The following is a 20,192-nucleotide window of genomic DNA, read 5'->3' on the forward strand; positions in this document are numbered from 1 at the left end:
GCTCCAGCCCGGCGACACGGTCGTCATGGACAATCTGCCGGCCCACAAGGTCAGCGGCGTCCGCGAGCGGATCGAGGCGGTGGGAGCCCGGCTGCTCTACCTCCCGGCCTACTCGCCCGACTTCAACCCGATCGAGATGGCCTTCGCGAAGCTGAAGGCGCTGCTGCGCAGTGCAGCGGCGCGAACTATCCCAGACCTCTGGGATGCCATACGGCGCAGCCTAACCTGCTTCGCGCCAGCTGAATGTCGAGCCTACCTTGCCGCTGCAGGATACGACGCAACCTGATCGGATGCCGCTCTAGCTGTGCAGTGTTCGACCCTGACGATATCCACCGTTCGTGCCCCGGGCGCACCAGATCGTCTACGCGCTGTGGACAAATACGTTCTGACCGCCGATCGCCTGTGCATAAGCGCCTCGAACGAGCGCCGGTCGAGGAACCATCTTCGGTTGGCGTAGCCGACGTGGAGCCGTACTGAACGGCATGTCAGCCAGCCCCGCCCCCGCCGATCTCCCGCCCGCCGTCGCCACCTGGCGCGACCAGCTCGAACGCATCTCCGAGCGCGCGTCGCCCTGTCGCTACATGCCGCCGGCGCGCTGGGCGGCTGTTCGGGAAGCCGCGATCGATTTTTGCGACCGGTTCGGCGCCGACGCCCTCGCCCTTGGCTGGACGGATCGGCAGCTGTTCGGCGTTCACCCGCAGCACGGCACCCTACGAGTCGACTACTGCGGGGCGGTGATCTCCGGCAGCGACAAGGCCCTCGGCGTAGAGGCAAACCGCATCGTTTTCGAGCGGACGTCGAGCTACCGGGATCGGCAGGGTCAGGAATGGGGACCACCGATCTGGGAGTTCGCGGCGAAGGGCGGTTAGGGCTTGGGCTCCCGAGGCGGCCACGCGGGCACAGTGGTCGGGTCGTGTCGGCCGCACGCGCTGCACCTAAGCGTCATGCCGGCGTCAGGTACGAAGCTCGTGGACGGCCACCGTCCCATATAGAACGGCACTTCTTCCTCATGCCCGCAGCTACAGATCGCTCGAACTGCGCGGACGCCAAGCTCCATCGCCTCCTGAAGCGTCATCGGTCTGATCTCGTAGCCTTCGCGGTCGTAGACTCGGCGCGGGTTCCGGCTCTGGAGAGGAAGCGGCGTCTCTCGACGCGGGGGGAGAGGGCTCGTCACGGCGGGTCCCGATGAGGCGTTGGGCTTGGCGGTCGTGTTGCCGCGCCACAAGAATACGAGCAAGCGCACGTCAACCGCGAAGGCGGTCTAGTCCCGCACCTCGCTCGGCCCAAGCTCTGCGATCACCGCTCGCCCGGCCGGCTGGCGGGCGCGCCGGTCTTCGACCAGTCCCATCTCGGCCAGCATCGGCATGTAGGTCGGATAGGACTGATACCGGAGAGCCTCTGCGGATGGGTTGCTCAGTTGGCGCCGGCTGCAGCCTTCCTCAACCGCACCCCCGGCCCCTCGCCGTTCTCCTCGATGAAGATGACGCCGGCGGCTTCGAGGGCGGCCTGTAGGGCGGCGACGGTCCGATCTTTCAAGGCGTCGCCCCGTTCGAACCGGGCCACGGTGTCGGCCGACACGCCCGCTGCAGCAGCAAGATCCCGGACGCCCAGGCCGAGCGCGGTTCGAGCCATCTTGCACTGGACAGCCTGCATTTCATAACCCTGTTACGATTTCGGTTGACGGCCGTCCGAGGCAGGCGTAATCATAACCTCGTTCCGATTTCGGAACAAGAACTGGTTTCGGCGCTGTGCGCCGGCCTCTCCAGACATGCCCTGAAGCCTTCAGCCCCGGAGCACACCGGTTATGGCAATGCCCCCGCTCGCCTCGATGTCGGCCCAGCGCCGGCCGACCACCACCGTCTACGCCCGTCCGGCCCCCATGCTGGACATCAACGAGGATGTCCCCGGCACCGTTGAGGCCTGGGAGGCTGTCGCCCCGATCCGGCCGGATACCGCCTACGTCCGGGCCCCGCGCTTCCTCGACCTGGCCGGCGAGCTACTGACCGCCACCCTCATCATCGCCGGGGGCGTGTTCGCCTACGGCTTCATGCCTGTCGCGTGAGGGAGGCCGCCATGACGAAGCAGAACACCGCGGCTGCCCAGCCAGCAACCGACCTCCGCCAGCGCGCCGCCCGAGCCCGGGATGCCGCCGGGCGGTTCATCAGCCGAACCGAGCCCGTTGAGCCGCCGGCCTCGCGACCCGAGCCGGATCCTGTTCTAGCCCTGATCGAGGAGCACCGCGCCGCCTACGCTGAGTGGGACCGCCTGTCGGATGTCTGGAACGAGATGCTACTGTCTGACCCTGGTTATGCAGAGGCGATGGCGGCATCCGAGGAGCCGGGCAAACGAGAGGTCGCAGCCTACGAAACGCTATTGATGGCGCGGCCGGCATCGCTTCCAGGTGCGGCCGCGTGGGTAGCTTACCTCGACGAGGCCACCTGTCGGACGCGGATCGACGCTGAGCCATCGGACGGTGAGCGTGTGCTCGGGACGGTCGCGGCGGTTCTGAAAGAGCTTGCCAGCGAAGAAGTCCCCGTCCCGCACCCCGACGCCGCGCTGTTCGCCCTCGGCGACCAGTTCATGGCGGCCTGGGCGGTCGAGGAGGAGGCCCCCGACGGTGCAGGGTACTGGGCCTGCAACCGGCTCGCCCAACAGATCGTCCAGACGCCGGCGGTGACTGCAGCGGGCTACGGGATCAAGGCCCTATTGCTGGCTCGGCTCGACGAAGATTACAGCAGTCCGCGCAAGCCAGCTAAGGCGCAGGGGCCGCTAGCAAGCCACTGGAACGTGCTGCGCCAGGTGCAGGAAGGCGCGGCCCTGCTAGCCGCCACGCCCGTTATGGGAATCCCCATATCGACCGCCGCACGTCCCGAAACGGGATATCCCGTAACGGCCACCCCGCCGCTGGGCCCGAGGCTGGTCGACATGCTCGACCTCGCCTCCGCCACCATGGACGAGCTGCGGGCGATCCAAGACATAGCTGAGCACGTCGGCGCGGCCGCCTACGCTTACACCTGGGGACCCCGCTGCGGAACGCGCGGAGGTCGCTACGGAGCAGTAGAGCCCAACGATATCGGTAAGCTGATGCACTGGCTGGGCGATGCCCTGACCGATGTAGAGACCGCGGTCGACGAGGAGGTCGCTCGCCGCGCACCCGCCAATCATGCCGATCGCGAGACGCGGCTGTCGATGCGCGCCGTCACGATCATCGATGACGGCGATCCCGAAACCATCAGGGCCTTCGCTCTCGAACTGCTCGATCACGCCGCTGCTGAATTCAGGGGAGCCTGATCTATGACCAACATCATCCCGTTCCGGCGGCGCGTCCGGCCGGCTCTACCCGACACCCGAACCCGCATCGAGGGTGCGCTCGCCCTGGCCCTTGATGCCGTCGACCACCTGGTGGCCGCTCTCGACGACATGGACGAGGATCCAGATTTCGAGGACGGGAGTGATTCGGAGCCGAGCCTGGGCGCGCCGGAGAATCATCATGTGTCGCAGGTCGTATGGCTGCGCGGCGGGGATCGCGACTTCGAGGAGGGCTAGCCGCCAGCATTCTGGCGTCGCTCAGCAGACCCACATCATCAGATTGTAGGTAACATTGTATGCCGGAGGTCGGGCAATATGCCTAAGTCATTGCGAAGTATGCAGTATTTACCGCAGAGCGGCGGAAGGGGTGGGATTCGAACCCACGGTGGAGTTGCCCCCACGGCGGTTTTCAAGACCGCTGCCTTAAACCACTCGGCCACCCTTCCCGGCCGCGCCTGCGGCCCTCCGGTTATGGCTGCCCTGGTCGCCGCGTCAACCGCGGAACGCCCGGTTGACCTGTCACGCCATTCCGCATATTGCACCGCCACGCCCAGGGCCGCCATGTCGGTGCGGGCGCTGTCCGGTTGTTGGTTCTGATCCAGCCGGCGCGGTGGGGGATAGTTTAACGGTAGAACGGTGGACTCTGACTCCTCTAGTCCTGGTTCGAATCCAGGTCCCCCAGCCACCTGAGTTTTCGGCCTGTCAGCCGTATCGATATCCAGCCTGAACTCTTCCGCGATTCCCGCATGTGAAGTGGGGTGCCGCCCCATCCGGTGCACCGGATCATGTCTCGGTCCGAAGGATCCAGCTTGGATCGTCCCGAGCAGGCAGGCACGGCACGCCTCATCCAATCCGTTGGCCTCGTCTCCTTCCGACCGAGCGCCGGTTGCATTCTGCCCGAGTCCGTCGCCCGGTGCGGTTCAGGGATCGGCTGCCGTCCCTCGAACAGGTCGGGTCGATACACGATTAACGACCACAACAAATAGTTTGATCGATTCATCAGCACTGTCTACGTAGAAAAATGCGGGCCAGTTAGTTTAGCAGCAACCTTAAATACGCAGGCGTGGACTTGCCCACTTCACAGCGCCGCACACCGAGATAAGCTTTCCGCGGATCCTGATTCGATTCTGGTCTGATGAGGGCAAGCTTATGATGCGGCGTTTCCTGGTTGCCGCCTGTGCGGCAGGATCCATTGCTGTAGTCGGCTTGGCGCCGATGCCCGCGCAGGCGCAGAGCGCCGGCGCCATCTTCGGTGGGCTGGCCGGGGGTGTGCTGGGCGGCGTCATCGCCGGATCGATCGCCGCGCAGGCGGCCCGGGAGCGGCCGGTGGTGGTCTACCGCGTTCCCCGGCGCACGGTCCGGGTCATCCACGAGGTGCGTCATGCGCCGCGCCGGAAGGTGGCGCGCCAGCGCCCGATGCCGCCGGCCGCCGGCCCGTCGGGGGCGCAGGTGGTGAACGCGTCGGCCGATCCGTTCGCCTCGCCGCAGGGCAGCGCCACCACCGCCGTGAGTCAGGCCCGCTGAGCCGTCCCGCCCCCGCCGCACGCCGGACCGACCGCATGTCCCGATCGAAGGTTGCCTGGGCTCTCCTGTTGGCTGCCGGCCTTGCGGCGGAGCCGGCCGCGGCCTCGCCGGCTCCGCCGAACCTCACGGTCGACAAGACCTTCGGCAAGGTGGCGGGCTGGTCGATCGGCTACAGCGAGAACCTCGGCGGCTGCCTCGCCGCGGCGAGCTACGGGGACGGCACGACCCTGTGGTTCGGCTTCGGCGGCGCGCGCGGCTCGTCCTACCTCGCGCTGACGAATCCCAAATGGCGTTCCCTGGAAGTCGGCGGGCAATACGACATCCAGATGCTTGCCGGCCGGGAGAAGTGGCGCGGTACCTTCACGGGCTTCGAGCGCGGCGACGCCCACGGGCTGTTCCAGTCGGGCCTGAAGGAGCGATTCGTCGCCGACCTGTCCAATGCCGGCAGCATCAGCGTGATTTTTCAGGGTAAGCAGATCACGGTCCTGTCCCTGGTGGGGTCCACGGAGGCGTTCGACGCCGTGATGGGCTGCCAGAAGGACGTGATCTCCGCCGCCGCCAAGGAGGCGCCGGGCCTGCCGAAGCCGCGCAAGCTGGAGGCCGGCATGGTCAGCACCGGGACCGGCTTCTACGTGTCGGAGCGCGGGCATCTGCTCACCAACAACCACGTCGTCGAATCCTGCTCGGACTTTTCCGTCCGGCAGCCCGGCCGCCCCTCCCTCACGGCGCGGCTCGTGGCGCGGGACGCAACCAACGACTTGGCGGTGCTGGCCACCGATACCCTGCAGAAGGCCGTGCCGCCCTTGTCGGTCCGGGCGCGGCTCGGCGAGAACGTCTATGTCTACGGCTACCCGCAGAGCGACGTGCTCGCGTCCACCGGCAACTTCACCATCGGCAACGTCACGGCCACCGCGGGATCGGGCGACGACACCCGCAAGATCCAGATCTCGGCGCCGGTCCACCAGGGCAATAGCGGCGGCCCGGCGCTCGACCAGTACGGGAACGTCATCGGGGTGGTTCAATCCAAGCAGGTGGCCTTCGCCTCCGGCGACGTGCCGCAGAACGTCAACTTCGCGATCAAGTCGACGATCGCCCTGAATTTTCTGGAGGCGAACGGCGTCGAGGCTCCGATCACCGTGCGCACCACCGATGCGATGGACGGTGCCGGGATCGCCGAGAAGGCTCGGGATTTCACGGTTCAGGTCGTCTGCCACTGATCGCGGGCGACGCGATCGAAGCGCACGCTGGGCGGCCCGACACGTGACGCGCGCGGGCGACAAACTCTCCTGTCCGAGGGCTTGAGGTCCACAGCCTAAAAATCTGGGACGCCTCATGACGCGCGACCGGGCGCCGACGCCCCGTTGACGTGCGGCGGCCACGATGCCTAACAATCGGGCCATGCGCTGGCGCCTGCCCCTGACGGTTCAAGGCCGCGCGATCATCGGGATGGTCGCGCTCTACGCGCTGTTGCTCCAGGCCTTCCTCGGCTTCGCCACGCCGGCCCACGCCTTCGGGTTACCCGGCGCGGTCCTGTGCGCCGAGCACGGCTCCGGCACGCCCGATGATGGGGCGGCTCCGCTCCACGCCCATCCGTGCTGCACGCTGGTGCAGGCGGTCGGCGTGGCGCTGCCACCGTCCGAGCCGGTCGCCGTCGCGTGGCCGTTCGCGCCGGCCCTGCGCCTGGCCTGGCGGCCGGAAGCCGAGCGACCGAAGACCGGTCCCCCGCCCTCAGCCACGTCTGCCCGAGGTCCGCCCGCCGCCTGACGATCCCGCTTCCCGATCGTTCAGGCCCGGACCGTTCCCATGTCGATTCTCCTGCACGGCAGCGCCCCCACGTTCGGGGCCGTCGCCGCTTTGCGTGCCTCCCGTGAGGCCGTCTACCGCGCCGTATGGCGCTGGCACTTCTATGCCGGCCTGCTGTGCCTGCCGTTCCTGATCAGCCTGTCGGCGACCGGGGCACTCTACCTGTTCAAGGACGAGATCAACGGCAGCCTGTTCGCCTACCGGACCCGCGTGGCCGTCCAGACGACAGCGCCCCTCGGGCCGGACCGGCTGATCTTCAACGCCCTGCAGGTCGAGCCGGACGGGGTGCCGGTCTCCTACACGGACCCCGCCGCGCCCGACGCCTCGGCCCTGGTCACCCTGTCGAAGGACGGCCGCAAGCGTCTGGTCTATCTCGATCCCTATACCGGATCCGTGCTCGACCGCGTCGACCGCGACGGCGAGTTCATGATGGTCGTGCGCGGGCTGCACAGCCTCAGCTATTTCGGCCCCTTCGCCAATGCGTTGGTCGAGATGGTGGCGGGCTTCGCGATCATTCTCGTGATCACGGGCCTGTACCTCTGGTGGCCGCGCGGCCAGACCGGCGGCGTCGTCAGCCTGCGCGGAACGCCGAGCCGCCGGGTCTGGTGGCGGGACCTGCACGCCGTGACCGGGCTCGTGGCCGGGGGCGGCCTGCTGTTCCTGGCGATCACCGGGCTGCCGTGGTCGATCTGGTGGGGGCAGCAGCTGCGCACCTGGTCGAACGCCGCCGGGCTCGGCCAGCCCGCGATCCTGTGGGCGGGTAAGCCGGTCTCGACGGTGCCGATGCGCGCGCGGCTGCCGGATGCTGGGTGGACCCTGCAGGATGCGCCGGTGCCGCGCTCGCAACCGGCCGGGCGGGCGGTGGAACCCATCGGGATCGATCAGGCGGCCGCGATCGTCACTCGGCTGGGCATGCCGCGGGGCTACGAACTGGCGTTGCCGGTCGGCACCGATGGCGTCTACGCAGCGGCCGCCTACCCGCACGATGTCGCCCAGCAGCGGCTGATCTCCCTCGATCAATATACCGGCGCGCCCCTGGTCGACGTGCACTTCGCCGAACTCGGCCCGGTGGGCCGCGCGATCCAGTACGGGATCGGCATCCACAAGGGTGAGCACTGGGGCCGGGCCAACCAGTTCGCCATGCTGGCCTTCTGCCTGGCCACGATCCTGCTCGCCGTCACCGCCGCTACGATGTGGTGGAAGCGACGCCCGGCCCGCGGCCTCGGTGTGCCGCCCTGGCCGCGGGACCGGCGCGTGGTCGCCACTGTGACCCTGGTGATTGCGGGGCTGGGCGCGATGTTTCCCCTGACCGGCCTGGCGATCCTCGGCATGATCGGGCTCGATCTCGCGGTCCAGGTCGCTCGCAGGCGCGAGACGGCCTGATCTCAGATCAGCGGGCTCGATGCCCGTGTCGACCGACCTCAATCTCAGACGCAGGCACCTCGGCTTCCTCGGGACCGGGCTGGTCCTGCTCGCCCTGTGGGTGCAGGCCCTCGCGCCGCTGGTAACCCTGCGGATGGTGCTGGCCGCGCCCGAGATGCCGGGCGCGGTCCTGTGTGGTCACCTGCCGGATGGAGACGCGATCGGCGCCTCGCTGGAGCAGCCGGTGGCGCCGCCAACCTGCGACGTCTGCCGACTCTGCCGCGCCGGGATGGTCCCCCCACCCCATCCAAAAACTCCCGACGTCGCCCGCCTGCTGCGCTGGACAGCGCCCGCCTGGCCGATCCCGCCGCCGTCCGATCCGAAGCCTGCGCCGCGCGTCGCGGGCCAGCCGCGCGCGCCACCCCTCCCCGCCTGATCACGGCTTCCATGTGGGCGGCGACCGCGCCGCCCGGCCCCACGACCGATCAGACGAGATTTTTGGGATGTCGATTCACCAGGCCGCATCGCGGTTCGGCACGCTAGCCTTCTTGTTCGCCGGCAGCGCGATCCCCGCAGCGGCGCAGCAAGCCGTCACGCTGGATGAGCTCTCCGTCGAGGGCGAGGCCAACCCCGGCGCGGGCCGGCCCGCCATCGCCGTGCCGTTCGGCGTGGCAGCGCCCCAGGGGTCGGCCCCCTCGGTGATAGAGCACCCGGTCGGCCAGGTGGTCACCGGGATCGGGCGCGACAACACCATCGCCGATCGGCCGGCGACCAGCATCGGCTCCGTGCTGGTGAACAGCCCCGGCGTCACCGTCCGCCAGGGCAATGGCGGGCGCGACGTGATCATCTCGATCCGCGGCAATAACGCCCGCTCCACCGGGGTGATCAAGAACACGGTGGTGCTGGAGGACGGATTCGTCCTCACCCAGCCGGACGGCGCGTCCCGCTTCGACCTCACCGACCCGCGGGCCTACAACCGGATCGACGTGTTCCGCGGCCCGCAATCGCCCCTGTTCGGCAACTACGCCACGGGGGGCGCCATCGCGTTCCGCACGCGCACCGGCCGGGAGATCGACGGCTACGAGATCGGGACCGACGCGGGCAGCTTCGGCTACCTCAGCAACATCTTCATCGTGGGCAAGGCCAGCGGCCCGTTCGAGATCAGCCTGTTCGCCAGCGACGTGCGTAGCAACGGCTATCAGGACCATGCCAGCTTCGACACGCAGACCATCAACCTCCTGGCGAGCTACACCCCGACGCCGGACAACCGCTTCACCCTGAAGGTCATCAACAACACCCTCGACACCAATCTCGCGGCCCGTTCCTCGCTGGCGCAGTACCGGATCAACCCCTACCAGCGGGGCTGCGCCGCGGCCGCGAGTGCGGCGCCCGGCTGCACGACCTTCAGCCTGTTCCGCAACGGCGCCTTCGGGGCAACGGTGCCGGTGACCGCGGACGAGGGCGGGTTCGGGCGCAAGGACCGGCGGACCATCGTGGCGGCGCGCTGGGAGCACGATATCGACGCGTTCACGACCTGGCGGACGCAGCTCGGTTTCGACGAGCGCAACTTCAACCAGCCATTCTACACCAACGCCTTTCTGGGCTCGTTCCCGGCCTGGAATTTCCTCACCGACTTGACCCGGCGCGGCGACCTGTTCGGCCTGCCGGCCGTCGGCTACGTGGCGCTCGCCTACAACACGCTCGACATCCACACGCCCACCTACAACCTGACGCCGTTCGGTGCGTCCCGCCTCGGGGCGCTGATCGGCGTTCAGGATGCGGGACAGTCCAATCTCGGCGGCCGGGCGCGGCTCGAACTCGCCCTGTCCGATCACTGGACCGGCGTGCTGGGCATCAGCGCGGAAAGCACCGCCATAACCGGCCGCAATCTCGCCTACAGCTACACTGCGAGCGGCACGACGCGGACGGTGGCGGATGCCGATCGGAATTTCCTCAACGTCGCCCCCGAACTCGCCCTGGTCTACCGGCCGGACGAGGCCTGGGCGTTCCGCGGCCGCGTCGCCACCGGCTACACCACCCCGGCGGCGAGCAACCTGTTCGTCACCCCGGCGGGGCTGCCCGGCAACAACACGCAGCTTCAGACCCAGGAGAATCTCGGCTTCGATCTCGGCACGGACTGGAGCCCGACCGAGACCCTGCGGCTCAGCGTGACCGGGTTCTACGAGTTTTTCCGCAACGAGCTGGTCTCGCAATCGCCGGGCGCCGGCCTGTTGGCCTACACGTTCAACGCGCCGGCCTCCGAGCACCGGGGCCTCGAAGTCGGGGCCGACTGGGCCTTCGCGCCGGGCTGGCGCGGGGTCCTGGCCTACACGTTCGATGACCAGATCTACACGCGCTACACCGAGCAGCTGAGCGCCGGCAGCCTGACGCGCCGGTTCGACAGGGCGGGCAACCAGATCCCCGGCGTGCCGGCCCATCAGCTCCTGGCCCGCATCGGCTACGACGTGCCCACCGGGCCGCTCGCCGGGCTGGGCGCCTTCGTCGAGACCGTGGTGCAGGGCGATTTCTACATCGACAACGCCAACCTGCTGAAGGCGCCGGGCTACGCGATCGTCAACGCCAACGTGCACTACGCCACGGAGCTGACTAGCGGCTACGCGAAGCGGCTGAACCTGTATCTCGAAGTCCGAAACCTGTTCGACACGACCTACGTCGCCTCGGCCCAGAACCTCGCCAACTCGATCAGCGGCACCACCGGCCTCCAGAACGGCGCCGGAATCCTGGCGACCACCACAGGATCCGTGTTCGCAGGTGCGCCACGCAACATCGTCGGGGGATTCCGTCTGGCATTCTGATAACCGCGCCGATGGGTCCGCCGTGGTGCCCTGGCGGAGCTTGCACTAAGCTCCGGATCCGAACGCCGGAGCGGTGCAGGCGCGCGGCCCGGTCTGCGCGGCGAGGCGCGATGACGAGAAAAACCGGCGCGGTGATCGGATGAGGCGGCGGACCATCATTGCCGGGTTGTCGTGTGCCGTAGCGGGCTGGCCGCTGGCGCCCTGTGCGCAGGAGCAGGTTCAGGTGGCGGCCCTCTGGCCGTTCGTGGACGGGGGCGCCGAGGGCCGCTCGCTCGCGCGCACCTTCCGGGAGGCCCTGCGCGGTCTCGGGCGGACGACTCTTCAGATTGACGATCGCTGGGGCGGCGCGGATGTGGAGCGCACCCGCGCGTTGGCGGCCGAGATCGTACAGGCGAATCCGCAGGTGATCTTCGCCTTCCTGAACGCGCAGCTTTCCGCGGTGTCCGCGCTGACGAAGACGATCCCGATCATCTTCGTCGGCGCCTCAGACCCGGTCGCGTCCGGCTACGTCGCGAGCCTGCAGAGACCCGGCGGCAACATCACGGGCTTCACCCTGTACGAGGCGTCGCTGGCGGGGAAATGGCTGGCGGCGCTCAAGGAGGCGGCGCCGACGCTCCGTCACGTCACGCTGCTGTCCAACGCGAACACCGAAGTCCGGCGCGGCAATTTCTACACGGAGGCGCTCGGGGTTACGGGCACCGCCCTCAGCCTCGAGACCGAGGTGGTCATGGTCAGCTCCGCAGACGCGATCGACCCGGTCATCGCCTCCCTCGGCCGCCGGGGGGATGCGGGGCTGATCGTGGCGCCGGGCACCTTCAGCGAAGCGAACGGCGACCGCATCGTCGCCCTGACGGCCCAGCATCGCGTCCCGACGGTGTTCGCGATACGCCGCTTCGCGCATCGCGGCGGCCTGATGTCATACGGCCCGGACCCCGCCGACGCGGTCCGCCGCGCCGCCTCCTACGTCGATCGTATCCTCCATGGCGAGAAGCCGGCAGTGCTTCCGGTGCAGGCGCCGACGACGTTCGACTTCATCGTGAACCTGAAGACGGCGCAGGCCCTGGGATTGACGATCTCATCGGCGTTGCTCGCCCAAGCGGACGAGATCGTCGAATGACGGCGATTGCTACGGTCCCCGCTCCGTCGGACCGGGACATGCCGACCGAGCGGTTCAGCCTGCCACTCGCAGGGAAGTTCGCGGTCGCCTTCGTGGGCCTCGTGACGCTGGTCCTGCTCATCAACGGCGCCGTCGACCTGTTTCTCAACTACGGCGACGCCAAGCGGACCGCGATCGAGGTCCAGCGCGAGAAGGCGCACGCGGCCGCAGAGCGGGTCGAAGCCTTCATCTCCGAGATCGAAAGCCAGATCGGCTGGACGACCCGGGCCGAGTGGCGCCGGGTCTCCCCGGAGCAGCAGCGCTACGACTTCATCCGGCTGCTGCGGCAGGCGCCCGCCATCACCGAGGTCGCCTATCTCGATCCGAACGGCAAGGAACAGCTGCGGGTGTCGCGCCTGGAGCCGGATGTCGTCGGCAGCGGCAGGGATCTCTCCGCCACGCCGGCCTTCACCCAGGCGATTGCCCACAAGGTCTGGTTCGGACCGGTCTATTTCCGGCGGGGCTCCGAACCGTACATGACTGTCTCGGTAGCCCATGCCGGACGCGATCCAGGGGTGACCGTGGCCGAGGTCAACCTGAAGCTGATCTGGGACGTGGTCAGCGCCATCCACGATGGTTCGGGCGGCTACGCGTTCGTGGTCACGGCGGCCGGTCGGTTGATTGCCCACCCGGATCTCAGCCTCGTCCTGCGGGACACGGACCTGTCGAGCCTGCCGGAGGTGGCGACCGCGTTGGCGGCCAGCCGCTCCGGGGCCAATCCGGACACGACGGATTACGAGATCACCACCGCCCTCGACGGCGGTTCGGTGCTGGCGGCGCACGCCACCATCCCGCGGGTCGACTGGATCGTGTTCGTGCAGCGGCCCCTCAGTGAAGCGATGGCGCCGCTCTACGCCTCGGTGATCCAGACGCTGTCGCTGATGGGTCTCGGGGTGATGCTCGCCACGGTCGCCGGGACCTTCCTGGCCCACCGCCTAGTCGTGCCGATCCGCCAGTTGCAGGACGGCGCGGAGCGCTTCGGCGCCGGCGATCTTTCGGAGCGCATCGTGATCCGCACCGGCGACGAGATCGAGACGCTCGCGCAAAGCTTCAACCTGATGGCGAGCCGCGTGCAGGATTCCTACGAGACCCTGGAGGCCAAGGTCGAGGAACGGACCCACGATCTCAACAAGTCGCTCGACGACCTCCAGAAGGCCCAGAGCCGCCTCGTCCAGTCCGAAAAACTCGCCTCCCTGGGCCAGCTCACGGCCGGGATCGCGCATGAGATCAAGAATCCGCTGAACTTCGTGAACAACTTCGCCTCCCTGTCGAGCGACCTGGTCGACGAGCTGCAGGAGGTGCTTCAGCCTGCAAACCTCGATCCGAAGACCCGCGAGGAGGTCGACGAGATCGCCGAACTGTTGAAGGGCAATCTCGGCAAGGTCGTGCAGCACGGCAAGCGCGCCGATTCGATCATCAAGAACATGCTGCTGCATTCCCACTCCGGGTCCGGCGAGCACCGTCCGGTCGAGATTAACGCCCTGGTCGAGGAGAGCCTGAACCTGGCCTATCACGGTGCCCGGGCGGCACAGCCGACCTTCAACATCACCCTTGTCCGCGATTTCGATCCGGCGGCCGGCACTGCGGATGTCTACCCGCAGGAATTGACCCGCGTCCTCTTGAACCTGATGTCGAACGGGTTCTACGCCACCGAGAAAAGGAAAACTGACGGAATTGAGCCGGATTACGTCCCCACCCTTTCGGTGACCACCCGCAATCGGGGCGACAGCGTCGAGATCCGCGTGCGGGACAACGGCACCGGCATCCCGGACAGCGTCAAGGCCAAGATGTTCGACCCGTTCTTCACCACCAAGCCGGCCGGAGAGGGGACGGGCCTCGGCCTGTCCCTGAGCCACGATATCCTGGTGAAGCAGCATGGCGGCTCGATCGACGTCGCCACCGAGCCCGGCCAGTTCACCGAATTCACGATCACGCTGCCCCGCGACGGCGCGACGAGTGCCCATCCGATCATCGCCCAGGCCAAGAGCGAACCATGAACGTCCTCATCCTCGTCGTGGACGATGAGCCCGACGTCACCGACCTGTTCCGGCAGCAATTCCGCCGCGAGCTCCGCGCGGGTCGCTTCGCGATGGAATTCGCGCACTCGGCCCCCGAGGCCCTGGCCTGCGTGAACGCCTCGGACGGGGCCAGCCTGATCCTGATGTTCTCCGACATCAACATGCCGGGCATGACCGGTCTCGAACTCCTGCCGCTGGTGCGCGCTGCGCGCCCCGACGTCCCGGTGATCATGATCACGGCCTATGGCGACGCCGAGACGCGCGAGAAGGTTCTGGCCGGCGGAGCGGTGGACTTGATCACCAAGCCGATCGATTTCGACCTGCTGCGGGCCGCGATCGAAAGCCGTCTGGACTCCGTCGCGGGGCCGACATGATCCCCGACCTGCCGCCCGCGAGGATCCTGGTCGTCGATGACGAGCCGGATCTCGAGGCGCTGATCACCCAGAAATTCCGCCGCCAGCTCCGCGACGGCCAGGTGACCTTCCTGTTCGCCCATGACGGTCACGAGGCCCTGGATCTGCTGGCCGCGCATCGCGACGTCGACATGGTCGTTTCCGACATCAACATGCCCGGCATGGACGGGCTGACGTTGCTCGCCAAGCTCCAGGAATCTGACGACAGGCCCTCGACGATCATCGTCTCGGCCTATGGCGACATGGCCAATATCCGCACCGCCATGAACCGCGGCGCGTTCGACTTCCTCACGAAGCCGATCGATTTCACCGATCTCGAGACCACGATCGCGCGGACGCTGCGCCATGTCGGGGTCCTGCGCGAGGGCCGGCAGCGGCAGATGCTGGCCGAGCGCGCCCACGCCTCCCTGGCGCGGTACTTCTCGCCCAATCTCGCCGAACGCCTGGCGGGCGACGCGTCCGGGCTCGAACTCGGCGGCGAGCGGCGGGAGGTGGCGTCCCTGTTCACCGACATCGCCGGCTTCACCGGCTTGGTGGAGAGCCTGGATCCGGGCCAGCTCGCCGAGATCCTGAACGGCTATTTCGCCGCGATGACCGACATCGTCTTCGCGCATGAGGGGACCGTCGCCAAGATCGTCGGCGATGCGCTCCACGTCCTGTTCGGAGCTCCCGGCGACCAGCCAGACCATGCCGCCCGGGCGGTCGATTGCGCGCTGGCCCTCGATACGGCCTCGGAGGTGTTCCGGGCGCGCTGGCAGGAGCGTGGGATCGCGATCGGCGCCACGCGGATCGGCGTTCACGCCGGGCCGGCCATCGTGGGGAATTTCGGGGGCGGCCGATACTTCGACTACACGGCCTATGGCGACACCATCAACACCTCCGCCCGCCTGGAAAACGCCAACAAGGCGCTCGGCACCCGGATCTGCGTCAGCCAGAGCGTGGTGATCCGGGCCGAGCGGTTCCGCGGGCGGCCGGTCGGCGACCTCGTCCTGCGCGGGAAGCAGAGCGCGCTGCGCGCCTTCGAGCCGCTGACCGAGGAGGAATACGATGCGGCGATGCTCGACCGCTACCTCGACGCCTTCGCCAAGCTGGAAGCCGGCGAGGCCGGCGCCATGCCGGCCTTCGCGGCCCTGGTCGGCTTGCGGCCGGACGACGCGCTGGCGGCGTTCCATCTCAAGCGCCTGCTCAATGGGGCTTCGGGAACGCGCATCGAGGTACGCTGAGGAAACCTGCGCTCTCGACCCACCGGCCGGGATCACCGACACTCACGATCGTTCGCCGCGCCCGTCGAGTGTCCTCCGGAATGTCCCGTCGTCCCAACATCCGCGTGAGGCGTCGCGACATCCTCGCGAGCCTCGGCGGCGCGGCCGTTTGGCCGGCGACCGGATGTGATCGGACCCCGCCGCGGCGCCGGCTCGGCGTCCTCCTGGTCTACGGAGAGACCCATCCGGACGTGCCCGTCATCGTCGACACCCTCAAGGACAGCCTTGGGAAGCTCGGCTGGATCTGGGGGCAGAACCTCACGGTCGATCTGCGGCATGGCGACGGCGACAGCGAAAAGATGCGCCGGCAGGCCGACGAACTCGTGGCAACCAGTCCGGACGTGGTTTTCGCCCAAGGCGTCGTCGGGACGACGGCCCTTCAGCAGGCGACCACGACCATACCGGTGGTGTTCATTCAGGTGCAGGATCCGGTCGGCGGCGGTCTCGTCACCAGCCTGGCCCGGCCCGGTGGCAACCTCACCGGCTTCACGAATTTCGACTACACCTTCGTCGGCAAGTGGCTGCAGCTCCTGAAGGAACTCAGCCCCGGGATCACCCGGGCCTGCGCCCTCATCAACCCGGATTACCGCGCGCGCTTTGCCGGCTATGCCGCTGAACTCGCGCGGATCGGCCGGGAGCTGAACATCCGCGCCGAAGCCAGCGGCGTGCACGATGTCGCCGAGATTGAGCGGGCGATCTCCACCCTCGCCGACGAGCCCCATGGCGGCCTGATCGTGCTGCCGGACGCGGTGACCGGTGTCTACAGCCGCCAGATCATCGATCTCGCCGCCCGGCACCGTCTGCCCGCGGTCTACGCCTACGCGGCCCAGGTTCGCCTCGGCGGCCTCGCCGCCTATACGACCGACGTCGCCCGGGACGTCCAGCAGGCCGCCGGCTATATCGACCGGATCCTGAGGGGTGCGGCGGTCGGCGACCTGCCGGTGCAGGCATGCGAACGCTTTCTGACCCTGATCAATCTCAAGACCGCCGCGGAGCTGGGGCTGACGATCTCGCCATCGTTGCTGGCAAAGGCCGACGAGCTGATTGAGTAACGAGGGCCGTTCAGTCGGTTGGCAGGACCATCGTTCGATCGGCGAGGGAAGAGCGATCTTGGAGCACGTCGCCGAAGTGGATACTGGCTCGGCGCAAGCGCGCCACATCAAGGATTAGGCGCCGTTATCGACCCCGAGAAATCAGACGACGACTGCTTTTTCAGACTATCTCCACGTCGGCCATTGGCAGATGCAGGGACCCGAAAGCGATGGCGCGGTCGGTGGCGCATACGGCACACCCCATCTAACGAGAAACGATGCCGTCGCTTGATCCACCACCGTACAACTTCCCCCGCGTTCTGATCGGCCACGAGGGATGGCGATTTCTGGGCGACGGCAACAATTTCTCCCTGTCGCAAATGGTGGGCCTGATCCGCGCATCCGGCAGTGTCAGCCATCAATGGTCGAACGTCCTGCGGTCCAGAACAGCTCGTTATGGTTCACGGACGAAGACGTTCATCATGCCGGAGAAGACTTGTCTCTATCAGAGATATCTGCCCGATGACCTACAGGTAATCCCGGACCGATTTGCGACATTTCTGGCCCATGTCGGCTGGGCTCATTACGTCTTCGCCGATCACGTCACGCAACAGGATGCCGGCGATCTCTATCACCCAAGCGATAGCCACACGACGGCTTACGGAGGCTACGAAGCATCGGCTGAGATCGTTCGCGCGATGGGTTTGGACGCGAACGCCTTCCAGCCGACATGGTCGATGAGGTCCGTCGATAGCTTCGATCTCTTCGAACCGGATGAGGTTCGCCCGGCGCTGAGCGAACGCGTGCTCGCAAACGCGCCGCCCCTTGACGTGACCACCAACGGTCTCAGTAACCGGGGGTGCGTGACGCGGATCGTCAATCCCAATGGCGCGAACCACCGGCTTTTGGTCTTCGGCGATTCTTTCGCGAACCTGTACCTCTGCTACGGCATTGCCCTGCACGTTCGCGAAGTGATGTTCGTGCATTCCGTAAGCTTCGACTACGAGATGATCGAGCGCTACCGACCGGATTACATCGTCGGCGAGATCGCAGAACGGTTTCTGATCGAGGCACCGGCGGAGGGCGCATCGCTCGCGTGGATCGTACAGAGCAAGCTCGTGGACGACATGCTCAGCCCCGCGGAGGCCGCGCAATTCGTGGCCAGCTACGAGCCGTTCAAAGACCTATACGGTCCGGCGATGATCCCGGTCCTCACGGAGCTTCGCCGTCGGTTCGGTGCGGCTGTTACGGGATCGTGAGGACGGCCCCGTTCACCATGGCGGGGTATTCCGCTCGGAGAATACAGGCGGCATCGTCCTGATCCACCAGTCGAACGCGCGCTGCGGTGGATGGCAGCCGCTGGCCTGAACGAGAGTTCGGATCGAGGCCACGCCCCGCCGGAGCTAGTCCAGGCGATGCGCGACCCGCCGACCGATGCCGAGAGCGCGCCCCAACGTGTTGCACCGGTTCGTGGAGGATGCGCTGTCCTACCTGTTCAATCCGAACAGCGACACCCTGGAATGCGTGATGACGACGAGCCCGACGTCGTGACAACGCGGCGACGACGCTTCGCGTGAAATGCTACGATCGAAACAGCCGATCGCTGCACGGGACACGGGCGATGCCTGACCTCCATTGGGAAAAGGGGCCGGTGCATTGCACCGACCTCGTGGACGCGTCCGGCAAAGTCTTTGGCTATGTCGGGCCGTGTTCCACCGGCATGCGCGGGTACGTCATCCAATCCGGATCCGAATGGCCGCCTCGGCCCGCGGCCTTCACCAACCACGCTGATGCAGAAGCGGCGTGCAGCTGGGTCGAAGCTGAGGTCGCCAAGCGATCGTTCCGGCCGATCCGCGTTACGGAAGGGCCGCCGGATACGTGAGTGTCACGACGCCCCCGCGCGGCCGTTGCCCTGCGCCCGCGGATAGCAGTGACCCCGGCGCGGGCCTCGCAGATAGCACGTGGAAACGTCACGCCACGCGGCAGCGTGGTCCCACCGCGAACGCAGCTCGGTTGCCACTTTCGCTAGGTCGTTCACAAATTTGATGAACTTTGCGCCGGTGGCGCTCCCAAGGGGAATCGAACCCCTGTTTTCGCCGTGAGAGGGCGACGTCCTAGACCGCTAGACGATGGGAGCTTTCCGGCGGCGCCCGAGTGCTATAGCCACGCCCCGCCGAGGGAGCAAGGGCCTTCTCGACAGATTCCGTATCGATCGGTGCGGATGGGGCGCGGAGAGGGATCGTGGTGGACGCAATCGACGAGGAACGGGTCGGGATCGTCGTGGAGGGGGGGATCCGGCTCGATCGGGCGCTGGTCGCCCTGTTCCCGGATCTGTCCCGGGCGCGGCTGCAGGATCTGGTGCGCAACGGGCGGGTGAGCCGGGACGGCATCCCCGTGCGCGATCCGTCCGCGAAGGTCGCGGCCGGCGCCGAGATCGTCCTGGAGGTGCCCCCGCCGGCGGATGCGGAACCGGCGGCCGAGGCGGTGGACCTGGCGATCGCCTATGAGGATGACGACCTGATCGTGATCGACAAACCGGCGGGCCTGGTGGTGCATCCGGCGCCGGGCCACGAGAGCGGGACCTTGGTCAACGCGCTGATTGGCCATTGCGGCGCGAGCCTGTCCGGGATCGGCGGCGTGCGCCGGCCCGGGATCGTCCACCGGCTCGACAAGGATACGAGCGGCCTGATCGTCGTCGCGAAGAACGACGCGGCCCATCAGGGGCTGACGGCGCAGTTCGCCGATCACGGCCGCACCGGGCCGCTGGAGCGAGCCTATGCGGCCCTGGTCTGGGGCGTACCGCATCCGCGCACAGGGACGATCCAGGCGAGCCTGGCCCGCTCGCGCCACAACCGGGAGAAGATCGCCGTCGTCTCCGAGGACGCCGGGCGTCACGCCGTGACGCATTACGCCGTCGCCGAAACCTATCCGGAAGTCGCCCTCGTGCGATGCCGCCTGGAGACCGGGCGGACGCACCAGATCCGGGTGCATCTCGCCCATCGCGGCCATCCGCTCCTGGGCGACCCGGTCTACGGCGGTGCGTTCCGGACCAAGGCGGCGCGGCTGTCTCCGGAGGCACGCGACGCGCTCGCGGCCCTCGGACGGCAGGCCCTGCACGCGGAACTGCTGGGCTTCAGCCATCCCCGCACCGGAGAGACGCTTCGGTTCGAGAGCCCGATCCCGCCCGACATCGCCGCGCTCGTCGAGGCCCTCGCGAAAGCTTGAACCAAGGGAACGCGCTCAAAGACTGTGATAAGAAACCGAGTCGATGCCGCGTGCGAAAGATCACGCCGGACCGCGTCACATCGTGACATGGTACGACCATTCGGCCGGTCGCGCGTTGATGCCGACGTGGGAGTTACCAACCGCGACCGGTCCATCCGGGTTACCCAATAAGAGATGGGTGGCCGGGAGGGTCGGCTCAAGAGCGGCCCGAGTGGACGGCACTGTTGCCCGTCGCGTCCGCCCGTCAGGGGGACAAGAGTCCAGGAGAATGCC

Annotated in this window: 19 protein-coding genes and 3 tRNA genes; 19 read left to right on the forward strand and 3 right to left on the reverse strand. The window is 67.6% G+C overall.

Annotation, left to right across the window (positions count from 1 at the left end):
- Nucleotides 1-286 (forward strand): transposase (locus BM228_RS17375; protein ID WP_208612058.1); only part of this gene is annotated, 286 nt, incomplete at its 5' end.
- A gap of 196 nt (nucleotides 287-482) precedes the next feature.
- Nucleotides 483-869 (forward strand): hypothetical protein, encoded by a 387-nt coding sequence (locus tag BM228_RS17380; RefSeq protein WP_092042643.1) that lies wholly within the window; start codon nucleotides 483-485, stop codon nucleotides 867-869.
- Nucleotides 870-1,413: 544 nt separating this feature from the next.
- On the opposite strand, the gene BM228_RS17385 is transcribed toward BM228_RS17380, so the two are convergent.
- On the reverse strand, nucleotides 1,414-1,632 hold the full coding sequence (locus BM228_RS17385; RefSeq protein WP_244537181.1) for a helix-turn-helix domain-containing protein: 219 nt from the start codon (nucleotides 1,630-1,632) through the stop codon (nucleotides 1,414-1,416).
- A gap of 172 nt (nucleotides 1,633-1,804) precedes the next feature.
- Here BM228_RS17385 and BM228_RS17390 point away from each other — a divergent pair, with 172 nt between their 5' ends.
- The 3 genes from BM228_RS17390 to BM228_RS17400 are packed head-to-tail and all read left to right on the forward strand — an operon-like array spanning nucleotide 1,805 to nucleotide 3,546.
- Nucleotides 1,805-2,062 carry a hypothetical protein gene (locus BM228_RS17390; protein ID WP_092042646.1) on the forward strand — a complete coding sequence of 86 codons (258 nt, stop codon included), beginning with the start codon at nucleotides 1,805-1,807 and terminating at the stop codon, nucleotides 2,060-2,062.
- 11 nt (nucleotides 2,063-2,073) lie between these two features.
- The gene (locus tag BM228_RS17395) at nucleotides 2,074-3,291 is read left to right on the forward strand and encodes a hypothetical protein (protein ID WP_092042647.1); all 1,218 of its coding nucleotides are present in this window, start codon (nucleotides 2,074-2,076) and stop codon (nucleotides 3,289-3,291) included.
- Nucleotides 3,292-3,294: 3 nt separating this feature from the next.
- Nucleotides 3,295-3,546: a hypothetical protein gene (locus BM228_RS17400; protein ID WP_092042649.1), complete on the forward strand. Its 252-nt coding sequence runs from the start codon at nucleotides 3,295-3,297 to the stop codon at nucleotides 3,544-3,546.
- A 122-nt stretch (nucleotides 3,547-3,668) separates the two neighbouring features.
- Here the strand turns inward: BM228_RS17400 and BM228_RS17405 are convergent.
- Nucleotides 3,669-3,755 (reverse strand) — tRNA-Ser (locus tag BM228_RS17405).
- Nucleotides 3,756-3,920: 165 nt separating this feature from the next.
- Between BM228_RS17405 and BM228_RS17410 the strand changes: the two genes are divergently transcribed.
- The 13 genes from BM228_RS17410 to BM228_RS33830 all read left to right on the forward strand — a co-directional run bounded on the left by BM228_RS17410 (nucleotide 3,921) and on the right by BM228_RS33830 (nucleotide 17,953).
- Nucleotides 3,921-3,994, forward strand: a tRNA-Gln gene (locus BM228_RS17410).
- Between the two features lie 464 nt (nucleotides 3,995-4,458).
- On the forward strand, nucleotides 4,459-4,833 hold the full coding sequence (locus tag BM228_RS17415) for a hypothetical protein (RefSeq protein ID WP_139234108.1): 375 nt from the start codon (nucleotides 4,459-4,461) through the stop codon (nucleotides 4,831-4,833).
- Between the two features lie 35 nt (nucleotides 4,834-4,868).
- A complete protein-coding gene (locus tag BM228_RS17420; RefSeq protein WP_092042653.1) occupies nucleotides 4,869-6,050 on the forward strand; it encodes a S1C family serine protease in 1,182 nt (393 codons plus the stop codon).
- A 163-nt stretch (nucleotides 6,051-6,213) separates the two neighbouring features.
- Nucleotides 6,214-6,597 (forward strand): hypothetical protein, encoded by a 384-nt coding sequence (locus BM228_RS17425; RefSeq protein ID WP_244537182.1) that lies wholly within the window; start codon nucleotides 6,214-6,216, stop codon nucleotides 6,595-6,597.
- Between the two features lie 39 nt (nucleotides 6,598-6,636).
- Nucleotides 6,637-8,019 carry a PepSY-associated TM helix domain-containing protein gene (locus BM228_RS17430; protein WP_092042657.1) on the forward strand — a complete coding sequence of 461 codons (1,383 nt, stop codon included), beginning with the start codon at nucleotides 6,637-6,639 and terminating at the stop codon, nucleotides 8,017-8,019.
- Between the two features lie 19 nt (nucleotides 8,020-8,038).
- On the forward strand, nucleotides 8,039-8,434 hold the full coding sequence (locus BM228_RS17435; protein ID WP_092042659.1) for a DUF2946 family protein: 396 nt from the start codon (nucleotides 8,039-8,041) through the stop codon (nucleotides 8,432-8,434).
- A gap of 67 nt (nucleotides 8,435-8,501) precedes the next feature.
- On the forward strand, nucleotides 8,502-10,814 hold the full coding sequence (locus tag BM228_RS17440; protein ID WP_092042661.1) for a TonB-dependent receptor family protein: 2,313 nt from the start codon (nucleotides 8,502-8,504) through the stop codon (nucleotides 10,812-10,814).
- A gap of 73 nt (nucleotides 10,815-10,887) precedes the next feature.
- Entirely contained in the window at nucleotides 10,888-11,931 is a 1,044-nt protein-coding gene (locus BM228_RS17445) for an ABC transporter substrate-binding protein (RefSeq protein ID WP_244537183.1), read from the forward strand.
- Nucleotides 11,928-13,967 (forward strand): sensor histidine kinase, encoded by a 2,040-nt coding sequence (locus BM228_RS17450; protein ID WP_425284956.1) that lies wholly within the window; start codon nucleotides 11,928-11,930, stop codon nucleotides 13,965-13,967. Before BM228_RS17445 ends, BM228_RS17450 begins: the two co-directional genes overlap by 4 nt.
- Complete coding sequence (locus BM228_RS17455; protein ID WP_092042666.1) at nucleotides 13,964-14,362, forward strand: response regulator; 399 nt, start codon at nucleotides 13,964-13,966, stop codon at nucleotides 14,360-14,362. The genes BM228_RS17450 and BM228_RS17455 overlap by 4 nt, the downstream gene beginning before the upstream one ends.
- The gene (locus BM228_RS17460) at nucleotides 14,359-15,624 is read left to right on the forward strand and encodes an adenylate/guanylate cyclase domain-containing protein (protein ID WP_092042668.1); all 1,266 of its coding nucleotides are present in this window, start codon (nucleotides 14,359-14,361) and stop codon (nucleotides 15,622-15,624) included. Before BM228_RS17455 ends, BM228_RS17460 begins: the two co-directional genes overlap by 4 nt.
- Before the next feature lie 80 nt (nucleotides 15,625-15,704).
- Entirely contained in the window at nucleotides 15,705-16,715 is a 1,011-nt protein-coding gene (locus BM228_RS17465; RefSeq protein WP_244537184.1) for an ABC transporter substrate-binding protein, read from the forward strand.
- 257 nt (nucleotides 16,716-16,972) lie between these two features.
- Nucleotides 16,973-17,953: an alginate O-acetyltransferase AlgX-related protein gene (locus BM228_RS33830; RefSeq protein ID WP_139234109.1), complete on the forward strand. Its 981-nt coding sequence runs from the start codon at nucleotides 16,973-16,975 to the stop codon at nucleotides 17,951-17,953.
- A gap of 802 nt (nucleotides 17,954-18,755) precedes the next feature.
- Here BM228_RS33830 and BM228_RS17480 read toward each other — a convergent pair.
- Nucleotides 18,756-18,831, reverse strand: a tRNA-Glu gene (locus tag BM228_RS17480).
- A 104-nt stretch (nucleotides 18,832-18,935) separates the two neighbouring features.
- On the opposite strand from BM228_RS17480, the gene BM228_RS17485 reads away from it, so the two are divergent.
- Nucleotides 18,936-19,919 carry an RluA family pseudouridine synthase gene (locus BM228_RS17485; RefSeq protein WP_092042673.1) on the forward strand — a complete coding sequence of 328 codons (984 nt, stop codon included), beginning with the start codon at nucleotides 18,936-18,938 and terminating at the stop codon, nucleotides 19,917-19,919.
- The last annotated feature ends 273 nt before the right edge of the window (nucleotides 19,920-20,192 follow it).

The sequence above is a fragment of the Methylobacterium pseudosasicola genome, assembly GCF_900114535.1.
Lineage (GTDB): Bacteria > Pseudomonadota > Alphaproteobacteria > Rhizobiales > Beijerinckiaceae > Methylobacterium > Methylobacterium pseudosasicola.

Excerpts from the sequence above, each read along its gene's own strand:
- BM228_RS17385 (WP_244537181.1), bottom strand. The coding sequence starts at position 1,632 with ATGGCTCGAACCGCGCTCGGCCTGGGCGTCCGGGATCTTGCTGCTGCA.
- BM228_RS17440 (WP_092042661.1), top strand. The coding sequence starts at position 8,502 with ATGTCGATTCACCAGGCCGCATCGCGGTTCGGCACGCTAGCCTTCTTG.
- BM228_RS17380 (WP_092042643.1), top strand. The coding sequence starts at position 483 with ATGTCAGCCAGCCCCGCCCCCGCCGATCTCCCGCCCGCCGTCGCCACC.
- BM228_RS17415 (WP_139234108.1), top strand. The coding sequence starts at position 4,459 with ATGATGCGGCGTTTCCTGGTTGCCGCCTGTGCGGCAGGATCCATTGCT.
- BM228_RS33830 (WP_139234109.1), top strand. The coding sequence starts at position 16,973 with ATGCCGTCGCTTGATCCACCACCGTACAACTTCCCCCGCGTTCTGATC.
- BM228_RS17450 (WP_425284956.1), top strand. The coding sequence starts at position 11,928 with ATGACGGCGATTGCTACGGTCCCCGCTCCGTCGGACCGGGACATGCCG.
- BM228_RS17425 (WP_244537182.1), top strand. The coding sequence starts at position 6,214 with ATGCCTAACAATCGGGCCATGCGCTGGCGCCTGCCCCTGACGGTTCAA.
- BM228_RS17455 (WP_092042666.1), top strand. The coding sequence starts at position 13,964 with ATGAACGTCCTCATCCTCGTCGTGGACGATGAGCCCGACGTCACCGAC.
- BM228_RS17390 (WP_092042646.1), top strand. The coding sequence starts at position 1,805 with ATGGCAATGCCCCCGCTCGCCTCGATGTCGGCCCAGCGCCGGCCGACC.
- BM228_RS17395 (WP_092042647.1), top strand. The coding sequence starts at position 2,074 with ATGACGAAGCAGAACACCGCGGCTGCCCAGCCAGCAACCGACCTCCGC.
- BM228_RS17400 (WP_092042649.1), top strand. The coding sequence starts at position 3,295 with ATGACCAACATCATCCCGTTCCGGCGGCGCGTCCGGCCGGCTCTACCC.
- BM228_RS17460 (WP_092042668.1), top strand. The coding sequence starts at position 14,359 with ATGATCCCCGACCTGCCGCCCGCGAGGATCCTGGTCGTCGATGACGAG.
- BM228_RS17435 (WP_092042659.1), top strand. The coding sequence starts at position 8,039 with ATGCCCGTGTCGACCGACCTCAATCTCAGACGCAGGCACCTCGGCTTC.
- BM228_RS17465 (WP_244537184.1), top strand. The coding sequence starts at position 15,705 with ATGTCCCGTCGTCCCAACATCCGCGTGAGGCGTCGCGACATCCTCGCG.
- BM228_RS17420 (WP_092042653.1), top strand. The coding sequence starts at position 4,869 with ATGTCCCGATCGAAGGTTGCCTGGGCTCTCCTGTTGGCTGCCGGCCTT.
- BM228_RS17430 (WP_092042657.1), top strand. The coding sequence starts at position 6,637 with ATGTCGATTCTCCTGCACGGCAGCGCCCCCACGTTCGGGGCCGTCGCC.